Source organism: Patulibacter defluvii, assembly GCF_034096925.1.
GTDB classification, from domain to species: Bacteria; Actinomycetota; Thermoleophilia; order Solirubrobacterales; family Solirubrobacteraceae; genus Patulibacter; species Patulibacter defluvii.
Map to the genome: position 1 here is coordinate 1 of NZ_JAWZSQ010000024.1, position 14,432 is coordinate 14,432.

The window sequence follows — 14,432 nt, forward strand, 5'->3', positions numbered from 1 at the left end:
GCCGTGGGCGGGCCGCCGCCCGCGGGGCCGGGCGGACGGCGAGCCGTGCGCTCGCTCGCGGGCGGATCCGGGGGGACGTCCGGCCGCGACGAGGGCCGGCGGAGCGTGCGGTCGCGGCGGCGGACGGTCCGCGGGACGGCCGGGCGACCGGCGGCCGGACCGGACGGACCGCCGGGCGCGCCCCCGCGCGATCAGCCGCGAGGGGCGCCGCGCGACGGGGTGATCGGCCGCGCGGTCGGGCGCGCCGGCGGGCGGTGCGGCGGCCGTGGTGGCGGGCGCGGGGCCGGTCGGGCGGCGGGGCTGGCGTGCGCGGCGGTGGTCGTGGTGGCGGGCGCGGGGCCGGTCGGGTGGCGGGGCGGCCGGACGCGGTGGTGGTCGCGACCGCGTGCGGCCGAACGGTCGGCCGCCCGAGCTGCGGGCCGGGCGAACGGCCGCCCCGACGCGCGGCCGGGGCCGCGAACGGGCGCGGCGCCGGACGGCGGCGGGGGCGCACGGCAGGCCGGACGGCCGAGCGGGTGAGCGCGAGGTCGCCGGGACGGCCGCCCGGACGCGGGTGCGGGCGGCCGGTCGGACGGCGGCGGGCGGGGCCGGCGGGGTGGCCGGACGGGGGCGCGGGGCGGCGGTCGGGCGGTCGCTCGATCGGCGGGAAGGAGAACCGCGGGCGGCGACGAAACGGCATCGGGGACGCGCCCCCGCGCGGTCCGCCATCGCCGCCCGCGCACTCCGCCAGCCAAGGACGCCTGAAACCGATGACCCGCGTGATCGCCATCGCCAACCAGAAGGGCGGTGCCGGAAAGAGCACCGTGACCGTCAACCTGGCCGTCGCGCTCGGTCAGGCCGGTCGCCGGACCCTCGTCGTCGACATCGACCCCCAGTTCGACTCGACCGCGATGTTCGGCCTCTCCCCCGACCAGGCGCCCGGCACGATCGCCGACGTCTTCCTCGGCGAGACCGAGGCCGGCGAGGCGCTCGTCCCCGCCGTGACCGAGAACGTCGACCTGATCGCGGGCGACGGCCGGATGGCGGACGTCGAGCTGACCCTGGTCTCGCAGGTGCGGCGCGAGGAGTTCCTGGCCGAGGCGCTGCGCGAGACGCTGCCCGCCTACGACCTGGTGCTGATCGACTGCCCGCCGAACCTCGGCCTGCTGACCGTCAACGGCTTCCTCGCCGCCGACGAAGTGCTGGTGCCGATCTCGATGGTCGACCGCAACGCCTACAAGGGCGCGGCGACGCTGCTCTCGACCCTCCAGACCCTGCGTCGCCGCCGCGTCAGCGTCGAGACCCTCGGCCTGCTGCGCAACAACGTCGACGAGCGCCGCAACACCTACCAGACGCTGAACGAGGCGCTGCCGGCGCTCGACGCCCCGCTGCTCGACGCCCAGATCCCGATGCGCGCCGGCTTCCACGACGCCACCACCGAGGGCATCCCGCTCGTCGTCCGCAAGCCGGACGGCCGCGCCGCGGAGGCCTTCCGCGAGCTGGCGGCCGAGATCGAGGCGCGCGGCGCCACCCACACCACGACCCTGGCGGAGGCCGCCTGATGGCTCGACTGAAGCTCTCCCCCAGCGGCCTGCGAAGCCCGCTGGACCTGACCGTTCCGACCGAGGAGGAGCCGTCGGCCCCCGTCGCCCTGGCGCCGGCGCCCACGCTGGCCCCGGTCCCGGACGCGCCGGTCGCGGACGCCCCGGCGGTCGACGCAGCGTCGGCTCCGCGGCCCGTGGCCGCGGTCGCGGCTGACGCCGAGGCGCCGGTGGCGCCGGCCGCCCCGGCCGCCGCCGCCGCCGTCGCGGCCGCCCCGACCGAGACGGAGGCCGAGACCGAGGCACCGGCTGAGGTCGAGGCCGAGGTCAAGACCGAGGCCGCCGCCGAGACCCCCGCCCCGGCCACCGCCGACGACGACCGTCCGGCCTGGACCGCGGGCCTGGACGCGGCCGCGCTGCGTCCCGACCGCCTGCTCGGCCGGCCGAAGCAGACGGCGCTGATCCTCGATCGCGAGCTGTCGGCCCGCGCCGACGCCCTGGTGGCCGCGACCGGCCCGCGGGTGACCTTCGCGGCGCTGGTGACGGCGGTGCTGCACTTCCACCTGCCGGCCGACGGCGACGCCGCCGCCCGCGCGATCGGCGGCTACCGCCGTCGCCGGCTGGAGGCGCTCGACCACCCGTGGGAGGAGCGCAACGCCCGCGTGCCCGAGGCCCTGCGTCGCGAGCTGGACGACGTCGTCGCCGGCGCCACCGGGATCGTCGCCTCGGTCCGCCGCTCGACGCTGGTCAACGCGCTGCTCGACGCCCACCTGCCCGAGGACGCCGACGACGCGGCCCGGCTGGTGACGCGGATGGAGATGGTCCGCGGCGGCGCCTTCCTCGACTGACCGTCGGTCCCCCACCGATCCCCCGCGCGCGCCGCCGGTCCTCCGGCGGCGCGTTCGCGTTGCGGGGCCCGGCGAACATCCGTCCACGCTGCCCGGCATCGCTCGCTCGTCGCGGATCGCGAGGCCGACCGGGAATCCATGCGTGTCCAACCACCGTCCTTCCTTCTCGCCGCTCTGCTCCGTCGGTTGCTGACCGTCGTGCTGGCCCTGACGACGGCGGCCGTCCTGGCGGTGCCGGCCTCGGCGCAGGACGACGGGCGAGTCGGGACGATCGCGGGAACGGTCCGCGATCCAGCGGGTGCCGCGGTAACGGGCGTCGAGGTGCGGATCTTCCGCGCTGGCCACCTCTACCAGGACCCCTATCCCGCTCCAGAGGACCTCGTGGCCCTCCAGACGACGACCACGCACGGCGACGGGAAGTTCCGCTTCGACGACCTCGCCGTCGACAGCTCGCAGGGCTACTGGCTGCACGTCCGGCGGGCGGGGTACGAGTCCGCGTTCCACTGGATGCGCTGGACCAACGTCCACAACAACATCGCCGAACTGCGCCCGGACTGGGACGGGCCGGCCTTCGACCATCAGGTCGAGATCCGCCCCCTTGACGTCCTGCTGCGCGGTCGGGTAGCCGACCCGACCGGCCGCGGGCTGGAGGGGGTCGCCGTCGACGTCGCCGAGAGCAACTTCTGGCAGCCTACGGACCTCCGGATCGCGACCACCACCGGCGCGGACGGCCGTTACGCACTGCGCCTGCCCCGTGGCATCTACGTGATGCGAGCCAGCCGCCACGACCTGGTCACGGCGTGGAGCGGTGCCGGAGGCCTGCCCTACCGGGCACCTTCGCGGTGGGACGCCTTCCAGGAGCACGGATACCTCGATCTGCGGGCTGGCGGCAACACGGACGCGGACTTCCAGATGGCGACTCGCCCCCGCCGCAGCTGCTGGGGCCGCGGTCTCCCGCATGACGGCCACAAGACGATGTCGTGGATGATCGGCCTCGAGGACCAGCCCGAGCCGCGCTTCCCGCCGCGGCCCGAGGACCGGTGCGATCCGCCGCTCGCTCCGGACGACGTCGTCCCTGCGAACGAGGGGCCGTTCCTCGTCGGTGACCAGCACATGAACATGTTCGAGGCCGACTTCGCGACGTCGCTGCCGGGTGCGCTCGTGACCCCGATGGTCCGCGCGGGCCTGACACCGGAGGAGAAGCGCGCACAGGCCGACCAGCAAGCGCTGGCCGCGATGCTCGGCGGCTGGTTGCAGGTTGGTGGACCACTGTTGGCGCTAGTGCCGACGCCCGCTCCGCCCCCCACGCGCCCAGGGAGCGCGCCGGCTCCCGAACGGCCTTCCCTCGCTGCCCCGGCCACCGCACCCACGATCGGCGGTCCGAGGACGGCCACGGTCCGGTCTGGGCGGCTCCGGCTCCGGACCCGCTGCGCGACCGCGACCTGCTCGGGGACCATCCGCCTGGTGGCCGCGCGGACCACCGGTCCGCGGGCGCGGCGGGGCGGGGCTCCTGTCACGGTCGCCCGCGGCGTCCTCTCGTCCAAGGCCACCGAGCTCTGGCTGCGCCTCACCCGGACGGGCGCGACGCTGCTTCGGCGGCGGCCGGGCCTGCCGGTCGCGGTCATCTGGACCAGCGGCCGCGGCGGAACCGGACCGTTGGTTCTCCGAACGATCCGCTTGCGTGGCTGACTGATCGACCGGCCCGCCGTCTTCGCCGACGAGCGATCCCCCGCGCGCGCCGCCGGTCCTCCGGCGGCGCGTTCGCGTTGCGGGGGCTCAGCCGGAGCCGTCGGCCGCCCGCGGCGGCAGCCGGTCGAGGACCTGCAGCAGGGCCTCGGTCTGCGAACGACCGATGTCCCGCAGGTCAGCGATCTCGGCCACCATCGCGTTCGTCCCCCGTTCCATCCGCAGGGTCATCTCGCGGATGAACTCGCGGGTGTCGTCGAACATGGCGGCGTGACGCTCGGCGGCCTCGCGCGAGAGACGCACGTCCTCGTCGATCCGGTCCAGGGCCTCGCGGAGGGTGCGGCTTCTCATGCGATCCAGTGTTCCGCCGAAGCCGTCACGGAACAAGAAGTCGACCGATCCAACTCGGGGCCGTCTTCGTGACGAAATCGCACCGCGGCCCGCGACCTGTAACCACAGGGTTGCATTTCATCCCACGACATGTAACCCTGCGGCTACACATCGACCTCCACCAGGGAGACCACCGTGAGCACCGACCAGATCGAACGCGACGTCCTGATCGCCGCCCCGCCCGAGCGCGTCTGGGCGCTCCTGACCGAGGCCGAGCACCTCGGCCGCTGGTTCGGCGACGCCGGCGCCGAGATCGACCTGCGGCCCGGCGGCCGGCTGACCCTGCGCTGGCAGGAGCACGGCAGCGTCGCCGGCGAGGTCGTGGCCGTCGAGCCCCACCGGCGGTTCGTCTTCCGCTGGGCCCCCTACCGCGACCCGGGCGGCGTCGAGCCGGTCGAGGGCAACTCGACCCTGATCACCTTCACCCTCGCCGCCGAGGGCGACGGCACCCGCGTGCGCGTGCTCGAGAGCGGCTTCGACGCCCTCGACTGCAGCCCCGAGCAGCGACTGGAGAACCTGCGCGGCAACACCGAGGGCTGGCAGCTCGAGCTCGGCGAGCTGGTCGCCCACGCCGAGCGGGTCGCGGTCTGAGCGTCCCGATGGCGACCGCCGGCCCCGAGGTCTTCGCCGCCCTCGCCGACCCGACGCGCTGGCGCGTGCTCGAGCTGCTCGGCGAGCGCGGCGCGGCCTCGGCCACCGCGCTCGCCGGCCAGCTGCCGGTCAGCCGGGTGGCGATCGTCAAGCACCTGGCCGTGCTCGAACGGGCCGCGCTGGTCGAGAACCACCGCCACGGACGCGAGGTCCGCTACCGCGCCCGTCCCGAGCGGCTGCGCGAGACGGCCGACGCGATGGCCGCGATCGCCGCCGGCTGGGACGCGCGGCTGGCCGCCCTCAAGCGGCTGGCCGAGGAGGGGCCGGCCTCGGGGTGAACGTCGCACGCCGCCGCCCGCTCCGGGCACCGTGCGACGGTTGCCACGCCGGCGGTGGCGAACGTCGCACAGGCGAGCCGGGCGGCCCGCCGTGCGACGTTCACCCTCTCCCCTTCCCCCTACTGCCCCTTCCACTGCGGCTCGCGCTTGTCGAAGAAGGCGCGCACGCCCTCCTGGATGTCCTCGGTCGAGAAGGCCAGCGCCAGCTGACCGCGGAGGAAGTCGAGCGCGTCGTCGAGCGGCATGTCGGTCTGGCGGCTGATCGCGTCCTTGCCCATCCGCATCAGCAGCGGCGAGCTGACGGCCAGCTTGCGGGCCCAGGCGTCGACCGCGGCGTCGAGCTCGGCCGCCGGCACGACCTTGTTGACGATCCCGATCCGCTCGGCCTCGGCGGCGCTGACCCGCTCGCCCAGCAGCAGCAGCTCGGTCGCCTTCTTGCGCCCGACGTTGCGGTAGATCAGCGCCATGATCATGAACGGGAAGACCCCGACGTTGATCTCGGGCGTGCCGAACTGGACGTCCTCGTGGGTGACGATCAGGTCGCAGGCCAGGGCCAGGCCCAGCGCACCGGCCAGCACGTGGCCGTTGGCGCGGCAGATCGTCGGCTTGCCGAGGTCGGCGATCAGTCGGAAGAGCCGCGGGAAGCGGTCGATCGCCCCGTACTTCCGGACCAGCGGGACCTCAGCCGCGAAGCCGGCCAGGTTGCCGCCGGCCGAGAAGACCTTCTCGTGGGTCGAGGTCAGCACCACGCAGCGGATCGCGTCGTCGTCGCGGGCCCGCTCGAAGGCGGCGATCAGGGCGTCGAGCAGTTCGTCGGAGAGGGCGTTGCGCGTCTCGGGCTGGTCGAGGGCGATGGTCGCGACGCCGTCGGCCGCCGCGTAGGCGACGGGGGCGTCGGGGGTCGGCTGCTCGTCGGGCACGGGATCTCCTCGTTCGCGGGACGCGGCGACGGGCGCGACGCGCGCCGCCGCCGGCGATCCTGCCGCACCGGGCGCCGCGACGCTTGGCGATCGCCCCCGTCCACCCCCGCCGGAGGTCGCGATTCCCCACAACGGCGGGACCGTCGCCACTCGATCCCGGGAAGTGAGAAGTAGCACGTGCTACTTTGCCGCCGTGGCCCGCTCCCGCGGCCACCGAGCGCGCCCGAGGAGACCCCGCATGGCCACCGACCAGGCCCTGAAGCCCGACCACGCCGCCCCCGGCCGGCACCCGATCTTCACCGACGAGCACGAGGCGATGCGGGCCCAGATCCGCCGCTTCGTCGAGAGCGAGCTGACGCCCCACGCCGAGGAGTGGGAGCGCACGACCTTCCCCGACTGGGTCTTCACGCGGATGGGCGAGCTGGGCTTCCTCGGCCTCTCGTACCCCGAGGAGTACGGCGGCCAGGGCGGCGACTACGCCTACAACCTGGTGCTGGCCGAGGAGCTGGCCCGCTCGCACTCGGGCGGGATGGTGATGGGCGTCGCCGTCCACACCGACATGGCCAACCCGCCGATCAAGATGCTCGGCACCCACGAGCAGAAGCTGAAGTACCTGGTGCCGGCGATGAAGGGCGAGAAGATCGCCTGCCTCGGGATCACCGAGCCGGACGCCGGATCCGACGTCGCCGGGATCAAGACCACCGCGGTCCGCGACGGCGACGAGTTCGTGATCAACGGCTCGAAGGTGTTCATCACCAACGGCCACCGGGCCGACTACATCGTGCTGGTCACCAAGACCGACCCGGAGGCGGGCTACGCTGGCTTCAGCCTCTTCATCGTCGACATGGACTCGCCCGGGATCGTCCGCGAGAAGAAGCTGGAGAAGGCCGGGATGGAGGCCTCGGACACGGCGCTGCTGTCGTTCACCGACGTCCGCGTGCCGGCCGAGAACCTGCTCGGCGAGGAGGGCAAGGGCTTCTACCACATCATGTGGGAGCTCCAGGGGGAGCGGCTGATCGGCGCCGTCGGGGCGGTCGCCTCGGCCGACCTGCTGATCGAGCGGACGCTCCAGTACGCCCAGGAGCGGACCGCGTTCGGCCGCCCGATCGGCAAGTTCCAGGGGATCCGCTGGAAGTTCGCCGAGATGGCCACGAAGACCGAGGCCGCCCGCCAGCTGAGCTACAACACCGCCCGCCGCGTGATGGCCGGCGAGTACCCGGTGCGGGAGATCTCGATGGCCAAGCTCTACGCCTCGCGAATCGCCTGCGAGGTCGCCGACGAGTGCCTCCAGATCCACGGCGGCAACGGCTACATGAAGGAGTACGGGATCGAACGGGCCTGGCGCGACCTGCGCCTGAACCGGATCGGAGCGGGGACCGACGAGACCCTGCTCGAGTACATCGGCCGCTCCTACGGGGTCTGAGCATGAGCACCACCAACCGTCCCCCCGCGCCCGACCACGCCTCGGCGGGCCTGCGCGCCAGCAGCGCGACCAACCCGGCGACCGGCTGGGAGCACCTCTTCACCGACGAGCACGAGGCCCTGCGGACCAGCATCCGCGCCTGGGTCGACGCCGAGATCCGTCCCCACGTGCAGGCCTGGGAGGACGCCAAGTGGGTGCCGCAGTCGGTCTTCCGCCGGCTCGGCGAGACCGGCTTCGCCAACACCTGGTTCCCGACCGAGCTCGGCGGCCAGGGCGGCGACCACGTCCACGACGCCGTCTGGACCCAGGAGATCGCCCGCGCCGGCAGCGGCGGCGTCTCGGCCGCGCTCAGCGCCCCGACGACGATCGCCGCCCCGCCGATCGTGAAGTTCGGCACGGAGGACCAGAAGCGACGCTGGGTGCCGCCGGTCCTGCGCGGCGAGCAGGTGGCCGCGCTGGCGATCACCGAGCCCGGCACCGGCAGCGACGTGGCCGGGATCCAGACCCGGGCCGAGAAGGTCGACGGCGGCTTCCTCGTCAACGGCGAGAAGTGCTTCATCACCGGCGGTGTCCGGGCCCAGTTCTACGTCGCCGCGGTCAAGACCACCAGCGACGGAGGCCACGGCGGGATCTCGTTCCTGGTGATCGAGCGCGGCGCGGCCCCCGAGGGCGCCGAGGACGACCCGCGGGCGCTGGGCGCGGCCCGCGGCGACGGGATCGCGGCGAGCGAGATCGAGAAGCTCGGCTGGCACGCCTCGGACACCGCCCTGATCAGCTTCCAGGACGTCTTCGTGCCCGAGGACCACCTGCTCGGCGAGCTGCACGGCGGCTTCAAGCTGATCATGGCCAACTTCCAGTGGGAGCGGCTGTCGATGGCGCTCGGCGCGGTCGCCGGGATGGACCTGGCGTTCGAGCAGGCGAAGGCCTACGTGGCCGAGCGGACCGCCTTCGGCCGCCGGATCGCCGATTTCCAGGGCACCCGCTGGGCGCTGGCCGAGATGGGCACCCAGATCGAGGCCTGCCGGGCCCTGACCTACGAGACCCTCCGCCGCCACGTGGCCGGCGAGCAGGTGATCAAGGAGGTCTCGATGGCGAAGCTGATGACCCAGCGCGGCCTGGTCGAGATCGTCGACCGCTGCCTGCAGCTGCACGGCGGCGCCGGCTACACCAAGGAGTACGGGATCGAGCGGGCCTGGCGCGACGCCCGCCTGGGCCCGATCGGCGGCGGCACCGACGAGATCATGAAGGACGTGATCGGCCGCCTGATGGGGGCCTAGCGGGAGGCGATCGCCGCCAGCGCCGGCCGGGCCGAGGACGCGGCCCGGCCCTGCTCGCGACGGGCGCGGGCGGCGGCGGTGCCGGCCCGCTCGCGCTCGCCGCGGCCGTTCCAGGCCGCGGCCAGGTGCTCGTAGGCCAGCGCCAGGTCCCAGCGCCGGTCCTGGGCGCCGGTCGCCTCGCGGCGGTGCGGCAGCGCGCGAATTCATCGCTCGGCCGCCGCCCCCGCTGCGAGGATCGGGCGATGGACCCGGTGCGCGTGGCCGACGGACTCTGGCGCTGGACCACCCCGCACCCGGACTGGCGCCCCTCGTCCGACCCCGAGCGGCCGAACAGCTGGGAGCGGGACGTCGGCAGCGTGCTGGTCGAGGCCGCCGACGCGACCGTCCTGATCGACCCGCTGGTGGCGGACGACGGCTGGGGCTGGATCGACGGCCGGGTCGGCGATCGCGGACGGCCGGTGGTGGTGCTGACGACGCTGAAGTGGCACCGGCGCAGCCGCGACGCGGTCGTCGCCCGCTACGACGCCAGCGACCTCCGTCCCGGCGGCGGGCGGACGCTGCCGGCGGGGATCGAGCCGATCCGGCTGCGCGGGGCCGGCGAGACCGTCTACTGGCTGCCGGACGCGGCCGCCCTCGTCCCCGGCGACCGGATCCTCGGCGGCCACGGCGGCCGCGGGCTGCGGCTGAACCCGGACTCGTGGATGACCTACCTGTCGCGACCGCCCGGCCGGGCCGGCCTGGCGCGGCTGCTGCGGCCGCTGCTGGAGCTGCCGATCGAGCGGGTGCTGGTCTCGCACGGCGCGCCGGTGCTCCGCGACGGCCGCGCGGCCCTGGCGGCGGCGCTGGAGGAGCACGGCTGAGATCGGCGCACCGCCCGCGGCTCCCGCATACGCTGCCCGCATGAAGCGCGCGACCGCCCTCCTGCTCGCCGGCGCCGCCCTCGGCGCGGCCCCCGCGGCCGCCCAGGCCGACGGCCCGACCCGCGTCCGCAGCGATGCTTTCCGGCACTACGCCTGCAAGGAGCGCCACCGCAGCGACGGCCCGTGGTGGGTGCGGACCACGACCCAGATCGGCACCAGCACCGACGCCGAGAAGCACGAGATCGGCGTCTACGCGGCGATCGCCCGCGGCGCCGACGACCGGATCCCCGTCCGCCGCACCGCCACCCGCTGGCGCGGCGGCGAGATCCGGCTGACCCTGCGCGACGTCCGCAGCGGCGACCGGCTGTGGATCCAGGGCAGCTACTACGGGCCGGCGAAGCCGTGGAGCGACGGCTTCCCGGTCTCGCGCCTGCGCCGCTGCGACTGAGCCGCCGCCCGAGCGCGCGGGCGCCACGTCGACCGTCCGTTCACGCTGCCGTGTACAGCGCCCGGTAGGTTCCCCGCCATGCCGGACTTCGCCCCCACCATCGCCCAGGCCTACGCCGTGGAGGGGCCGGCCGTGACCCTCGGTCGGGGCGTGCACGAGGGCCAGGTCTTCCCGGAGGCCGCCGTCCAGGTGCCGCTGCGGATGATGAACCGCCACGGGCTGATCGCGGGCGCCACCGGCACCGGCAAGACGGTCACCCTCCAGGTGCTGGCCGAGCAGCTGTCGGCGGCCGGCGTGCCGGTCTTCGTGGCCGACATGAAGGGCGACCTCTCGGGCGTCGGCGCGCCCGGCGACGCCGAGGGCTGGGCGTCGAAGCGGATGGCCGAGCTGCAGGTCCCGCGGACCCCGACCGGCTTCCCGGTCGAGTACCTGGCGCTGGGCGGGATCGGCGCCGGCGTCCCCGTCCGCGCAACGGTCTCCGACTTCGGCCCGCAGCTGCTGGGCAAGGTCCTGGGCGCCAACGAGACCCAGGAGCAGAGCCTGCAGCTGGTCTTCCACTACGCCGACAGCAAGGCGCTGCCGCTGCTCGACCTCTCCGACCTGCGGGCGCTCCTGACCTTCCTCGACTCCGACGACGGCAAGAGCGAGCTGGCGGGGATCGGCGGGCTCTCCGGCCAGACCGTCGGCGTGCTGCTGCGGGCGCTGGTCGGACTGGAGACGACCGGCGGCACCGAGCTGTTCGGCGAGCCGCAGTTCGAGATCGCCGACCTGCTGCGGACCGCCCCCGACGGCCGCGGCGTGATCTCGTGCCTGGAGCTGCCCGGCGTCCAGCAGCAGCCGCAGCTGTTCTCGACCGCGCTGATGTGGATCCTGGCCGAGCTGTTCGAGACGCTGCCCGAGGCCGGCGACCTCGACAAGCCGAAGCTCGTCTTCTTCTTCGACGAGGCCCACCTGCTGTTCCGCGACGCGACCCCGGCCTTCCTGGCCGCCGTCACCAACACGGTGCGGCTGATCCGCTCGAAGGGCGTCGGCGTCTTCTTCGTCACCCAGACCCCGAAGGACGTCCCCGGCGACGTCCTGGCCCAGCTCGGCAACCGCGTCCAGCACGCGCTGCGGGCCTTCACCCCCGACGACGCGAAGGCGCTGAAGGCGACCGTCTCGACCTTCCCGACCTCGGAGTTCTACGACCTCAAGGAGACCCTGCCGGCGCTCGGGATCGGCGAGGCGGCGGTCACGATCCTGTCGGAGAAGGGCGTCCCGACCCCGGTCGTCCACACGCGGCTGGTCTCGCCGGCGTCGCGCGCGGCGCCGGCCGACGACGTCGACGGGACCGCCAAGGCGTCGCCGCTGTGGGCCAAGTACGGCACCCGGGTCGACAACGAGAGCGCCCGCGAGAAGCTGGCCGCGCGGGTCGAGCAGGCGGCGGCCAAGGCCGAGGCCCCGGCCCCGGATGCCCCGCCGGCCAAGGACCCGAACGCGCCGATCGGGGCGCCGAAGTCGAAGCCGGCCCCGAAGGCCCCGCCGAAGCAGGACGACGGCGGCGGTGCGCTCAGCGACTTCCTCAACTCGCGCCAGGGCAAGCAGATCCAGCGCGAGGTGATCCGCGGCGTCTTCGGGATGCTGCGCAAGAAGCTCTGAGCGGCGATGTCCGACGCGCTGCCCCCGCTCCCGACCACCGGCCGGGTCTACCGCGCGACCCGCCGGGTCGGCCCCGGCGAGGTCTCCCCCGTCCGCCGCGCCCGGCTCGACGCGCTCGCCGACTGGCTCCAGCAGGTGGCCTACGAGGACGTCGTCCAGGCCGGGCTGGAGCACGACTCGCTCTGGCTGGTGCGGCGGACGACGATCGTCGTCCGCCGCTTCCCGGTCTTCGGCGAGCGGGTCGAGCTGCGCACCGCCTGCAGCGCGATCGGGACCCTGGTCGCCGAGCGGCGGACGTCGATCGTCGGCGAGCAGGGCGCGGCGGTCGAGGCGTCGGCCCTGTGGGTGCCGCTCGACCCGGCGACGCTGCGGCCGCGCAGGACCGAGGCCTTCACGGCCGTCTACGGGCCCTCGGCCGCGGGCCGGCGGGCGAAGGCGCGGCTGCGCCACCCGGCCGAGCCGACCGCGGCGGCCACCGCCGGCCCGTCACGGCCGTGGCGGTTCGCCGTCGCCGACCTCGACCTGGCCGACCACGTCAACAACGCGGCCTACTGGCGGATCCTCGAGCAGGAGCTGCGCGAGCACGACGCCGCGGCGCCGCTGCGGGCCGAGGTCGAGCACCACGCCGAGGCCGGCGCCGGCGACTTCGCGATCGTCGCCGACGGTCCCCAGCGGTGGCTGGTCGACGGCGACGGCGCGGTCCGGGCGACCGCCCGGATCGAGCCCGGGGCCTAGGATCAGGCGATCCGACCGGGCCGCGAGGCCGGTGCACCACGACCGCAGGGAGACGGAGCATGGGAGTCCTCGACGACAAGGTGGCGATCGTCACCGGATCGGCGCGCGGGATCGGCCGCGCGACGGCGGCGCTGCTGCTGGAGCAGGGCGCGAAGGTGGTCGTCAACGACCTCGACGCCGACCTCGCCCGCCAGGCCGCCGACGAGCTCGGCGGCGAGACCTCGGTCTTCCACGGCGACCTGACCAAGGAGGGCGTGCCGGACGCGCTGGTCCAGCACGCGATCGACAGCTGGGGCAAGCTCGACATCGTGGTCAACAACGCCGGCTACACGCTCGACGCGCCGGTCCACAAGATGCGCGACGACTGGTTCCAGCGGATGCTCGACATCCACGTCGTGGCTCCGTTCCGGATCGTCCGCGCCGCCGCGCCGCACCTGCGCGAGCCGGCCAAGAAGGAGCGCGAGGAGGGCCGCGAGGTCTTCCGCAAGATCGTCAACGTCAGCTCGATGTCGGGCACTATGGGCAACGCCGGCCAGGCGAACTACGCCGCCGGCAAGGCCGGGGTGGTGGGCCTGACGAAGACCCTGGCCAAGGAGTGGGGCCAGTTCAAGGTCAACGTCAACGCGGTCGCCTTCGGCTGGATCGAGACCCGCCTGACCGCGGCCAAGGACGAGTCGAACGTGACCGAGATCGACGGTCAGCAGGTCCAGCTGGGGATCCCCGACCAGCTGCGGGAGCTGGCGCCGATGATGGTGCCGCTCGGCCGTCCGGGCACGCCCGAGGAGGCCGCCGGCGGGATCTTCTTCCTCTGCTCGCCGTGGTCGAACTACGTCCACGGCCAGACGCTGCACGTGACCGGCGGCCAGTTCGGCGGGATGACCGGCTGAGGCCACGGCCGCTGCGACGTTCCGGTCGCTGGGCGACCGGAACGTGAGAGGCCGCCGACGCTGCCGGCGCCGCGGATCGCCGCGGCGCCGGACGGTGCGTCGGCGAAGGGGGATCAGGCCAGCGGGGTGCCGCCGGAGTCCGGCGCGACCGGGGTGGCCGGGGCGGTCGGCGCGGGCGCGGTCGGCGCGGTGCCGCCCGACTGCGGCTCGGCCGGGGCCGGCGTCGGAGCCGGGGCCGGTGCCGGGCGGCCGCCGCGGGCCGGCGCGGTCGTCGCCGGGTTGCGGACGGTCGTCCTGCGGGAGGGCTTGCGGCGGACGCCGCGGGACGGCTTGCGGCGGGCGGCGGCGGCGGTGCGGGTGGTCGCGCGGCCGCTGGTCGTGGTGGTCCGGGCGACCTCCAGCCGGTAGGGGATCGCGCCCGGGGCGCTGCAGGCCGCGCCGGCGGCGCCGCAGCGGACCTCGAGCAGCAGCCGGCCGTCGGCCCCGATCCGGGCCTGGGCCACGATCGCCTCGCCGCTGCGGGCCCGCCGCCAGCGGAGCGCGCCGCCGACCGTCCGCGGGACGCCGAGGACGAGCGGCCGGCCGTCGACCTCGCCGCCGTGCTGGAGCCGGATCGTCACCGCGCTGCCGGCCGTGCCGCGGGCGACGAAGAAGTCCTCGTCGCGGACCGCGGTCGGGCCGAGCACGACCCGCTGGTCGACCGTGGCGCCGAACGTCAGCCGCTGGGCGGTGGCCGCCGTGTCGGTGCCGGCGTCGGGCTCCAGCAGGTCGCGGCCGGCGACCGCGCCGGCCGACGACGGGAGCAGCAGGAGCAGGGCGCCGGAGGCGGCGAGAGCCAGCGGCAGGACGGGACGGGGCATGGCCGGGCTTT

Annotated in this window: 15 protein-coding genes; 12 read left to right on the top strand and 3 right to left on the bottom strand. The window is 74.9% G+C overall.

Features of this window, described 5'->3' with window-relative positions; genetic code table 11:
• Window positions 1-749: 749 nt before the first annotated feature.
• The 3 genes from SH587_RS20110 (at window position 750) to SH587_RS20120 (ending at window position 4,057) form a co-directional block, all read left to right on the top strand.
• Window positions 750-1,541 (top strand): ParA family protein, encoded by a 792-nt coding sequence (locus SH587_RS20110; RefSeq protein ID WP_320672445.1) that lies wholly within the window; start codon window positions 750-752, stop codon window positions 1,539-1,541.
• Complete coding sequence (locus SH587_RS20115; RefSeq protein WP_320672446.1) at window positions 1,541-2,368, top strand: hypothetical protein; 828 nt, start codon at window positions 1,541-1,543, stop codon at window positions 2,366-2,368. Before SH587_RS20110 ends, SH587_RS20115 begins: the two co-directional genes overlap by 1 nt.
• A 186-nt stretch (window positions 2,369-2,554) precedes the next feature.
• Window positions 2,555-4,057, top strand: a complete 1,503-nt coding sequence (locus tag SH587_RS20120) for a carboxypeptidase-like regulatory domain-containing protein (protein WP_320672447.1) — start codon at window positions 2,555-2,557, stop codon at window positions 4,055-4,057.
• An 87-nt stretch (window positions 4,058-4,144) separates the two neighbouring features.
• Here SH587_RS20120 and SH587_RS20125 read toward each other — a convergent pair whose 3' ends face one another.
• Window positions 4,145-4,405: a hypothetical protein gene (locus SH587_RS20125; protein WP_320672448.1), complete on the bottom strand. Its 261-nt coding sequence runs from the start codon at window positions 4,403-4,405 to the stop codon at window positions 4,145-4,147.
• Window positions 4,406-4,579: 174 nt separating this feature from the next.
• Here SH587_RS20125 and SH587_RS20130 point away from each other — a divergent pair, with 174 nt between their 5' ends.
• Both SH587_RS20130 and SH587_RS20135 read left to right on the top strand, forming a co-directional pair.
• Complete coding sequence (locus SH587_RS20130) at window positions 4,580-5,035, top strand: SRPBCC family protein (RefSeq protein ID WP_320672449.1); 456 nt, start codon at window positions 4,580-4,582, stop codon at window positions 5,033-5,035.
• Window positions 5,036-5,043: 8 nt separating this feature from the next.
• Window positions 5,044-5,373: an ArsR/SmtB family transcription factor gene (locus SH587_RS20135; protein ID WP_320672450.1), complete on the top strand. Its 330-nt coding sequence runs from the start codon at window positions 5,044-5,046 to the stop codon at window positions 5,371-5,373.
• Between the two features lie 119 nt (window positions 5,374-5,492).
• On the opposite strand, the gene SH587_RS20140 is transcribed toward SH587_RS20135, so the two are convergent.
• Window positions 5,493-6,293 (bottom strand): enoyl-CoA hydratase/isomerase family protein, encoded by an 801-nt coding sequence (locus SH587_RS20140; protein WP_320672451.1) that lies wholly within the window; start codon window positions 6,291-6,293, stop codon window positions 5,493-5,495.
• 238 nt (window positions 6,294-6,531) lie between these two features.
• On the opposite strand from SH587_RS20140, the gene SH587_RS20145 reads away from it, so the two are divergent.
• The 7 genes from SH587_RS20145 to SH587_RS20175 all read left to right on the top strand — a co-directional run bounded on the left by SH587_RS20145 (window position 6,532) and on the right by SH587_RS20175 (window position 13,561).
• On the top strand, window positions 6,532-7,716 hold the full coding sequence (locus SH587_RS20145; protein WP_320672452.1) for an acyl-CoA dehydrogenase family protein: 1,185 nt from the start codon (window positions 6,532-6,534) through the stop codon (window positions 7,714-7,716).
• Between the two features lie 2 nt (window positions 7,717-7,718).
• Window positions 7,719-8,993, top strand: a complete 1,275-nt coding sequence (locus SH587_RS20150; RefSeq protein WP_320672453.1) for an acyl-CoA dehydrogenase family protein — start codon at window positions 7,719-7,721, stop codon at window positions 8,991-8,993.
• A gap of 242 nt (window positions 8,994-9,235) precedes the next feature.
• Window positions 9,236-9,853, top strand: a complete 618-nt coding sequence (locus tag SH587_RS20155; protein WP_320672454.1) for a hypothetical protein — start codon at window positions 9,236-9,238, stop codon at window positions 9,851-9,853.
• Between the two features lie 40 nt (window positions 9,854-9,893).
• Window positions 9,894-10,301, top strand: coding sequence for a hypothetical protein (locus SH587_RS20160; protein ID WP_320672455.1), 408 nt, complete (start codon window positions 9,894-9,896; stop codon window positions 10,299-10,301).
• 78 nt (window positions 10,302-10,379) lie between these two features.
• Complete coding sequence (locus SH587_RS20165) at window positions 10,380-11,939, top strand: helicase HerA-like domain-containing protein (protein WP_320672456.1); 1,560 nt, start codon at window positions 10,380-10,382, stop codon at window positions 11,937-11,939.
• Between the two features lie 6 nt (window positions 11,940-11,945).
• Window positions 11,946-12,674, top strand: coding sequence for an acyl-ACP thioesterase domain-containing protein (locus tag SH587_RS20170; protein WP_320672457.1), 729 nt, complete (start codon window positions 11,946-11,948; stop codon window positions 12,672-12,674).
• A gap of 59 nt (window positions 12,675-12,733) precedes the next feature.
• Window positions 12,734-13,561: an SDR family NAD(P)-dependent oxidoreductase gene (locus tag SH587_RS20175; RefSeq protein WP_320672458.1), complete on the top strand. Its 828-nt coding sequence runs from the start codon at window positions 12,734-12,736 to the stop codon at window positions 13,559-13,561.
• A 113-nt stretch (window positions 13,562-13,674) separates the two neighbouring features.
• Here SH587_RS20175 and SH587_RS20180 read toward each other — a convergent pair whose 3' ends face one another.
• Window positions 13,675-14,421, bottom strand: coding sequence for a hypothetical protein (locus SH587_RS20180; protein ID WP_320672459.1), 747 nt, complete (start codon window positions 14,419-14,421; stop codon window positions 13,675-13,677).
• Window positions 14,422-14,432 lie beyond the last annotated feature (11 nt).

Excerpts from the sequence above, each read along its gene's own strand:
- SH587_RS20155 (WP_320672454.1), top strand. The coding sequence starts at position 9,236 with ATGGACCCGGTGCGCGTGGCCGACGGACTCTGGCGCTGGACCACCCCG.
- SH587_RS20135 (WP_320672450.1), top strand. The coding sequence starts at position 5,044 with ATGGCGACCGCCGGCCCCGAGGTCTTCGCCGCCCTCGCCGACCCGACG.
- SH587_RS20150 (WP_320672453.1), top strand. The coding sequence starts at position 7,719 with ATGAGCACCACCAACCGTCCCCCCGCGCCCGACCACGCCTCGGCGGGC.
- SH587_RS20125 (WP_320672448.1), bottom strand. The coding sequence starts at position 4,405 with ATGAGAAGCCGCACCCTCCGCGAGGCCCTGGACCGGATCGACGAGGAC.
- SH587_RS20165 (WP_320672456.1), top strand. The coding sequence starts at position 10,380 with ATGCCGGACTTCGCCCCCACCATCGCCCAGGCCTACGCCGTGGAGGGG.
- SH587_RS20175 (WP_320672458.1), top strand. The coding sequence starts at position 12,734 with ATGGGAGTCCTCGACGACAAGGTGGCGATCGTCACCGGATCGGCGCGC.
- SH587_RS20115 (WP_320672446.1), top strand. The coding sequence starts at position 1,541 with ATGGCTCGACTGAAGCTCTCCCCCAGCGGCCTGCGAAGCCCGCTGGAC.
- SH587_RS20110 (WP_320672445.1), top strand. The coding sequence starts at position 750 with ATGACCCGCGTGATCGCCATCGCCAACCAGAAGGGCGGTGCCGGAAAG.
- SH587_RS20160 (WP_320672455.1), top strand. The coding sequence starts at position 9,894 with ATGAAGCGCGCGACCGCCCTCCTGCTCGCCGGCGCCGCCCTCGGCGCG.
- SH587_RS20170 (WP_320672457.1), top strand. The coding sequence starts at position 11,946 with ATGTCCGACGCGCTGCCCCCGCTCCCGACCACCGGCCGGGTCTACCGC.
- SH587_RS20180 (WP_320672459.1), bottom strand. The coding sequence starts at position 14,421 with ATGCCCCGTCCCGTCCTGCCGCTGGCTCTCGCCGCCTCCGGCGCCCTG.
- SH587_RS20145 (WP_320672452.1), top strand. The coding sequence starts at position 6,532 with ATGGCCACCGACCAGGCCCTGAAGCCCGACCACGCCGCCCCCGGCCGG.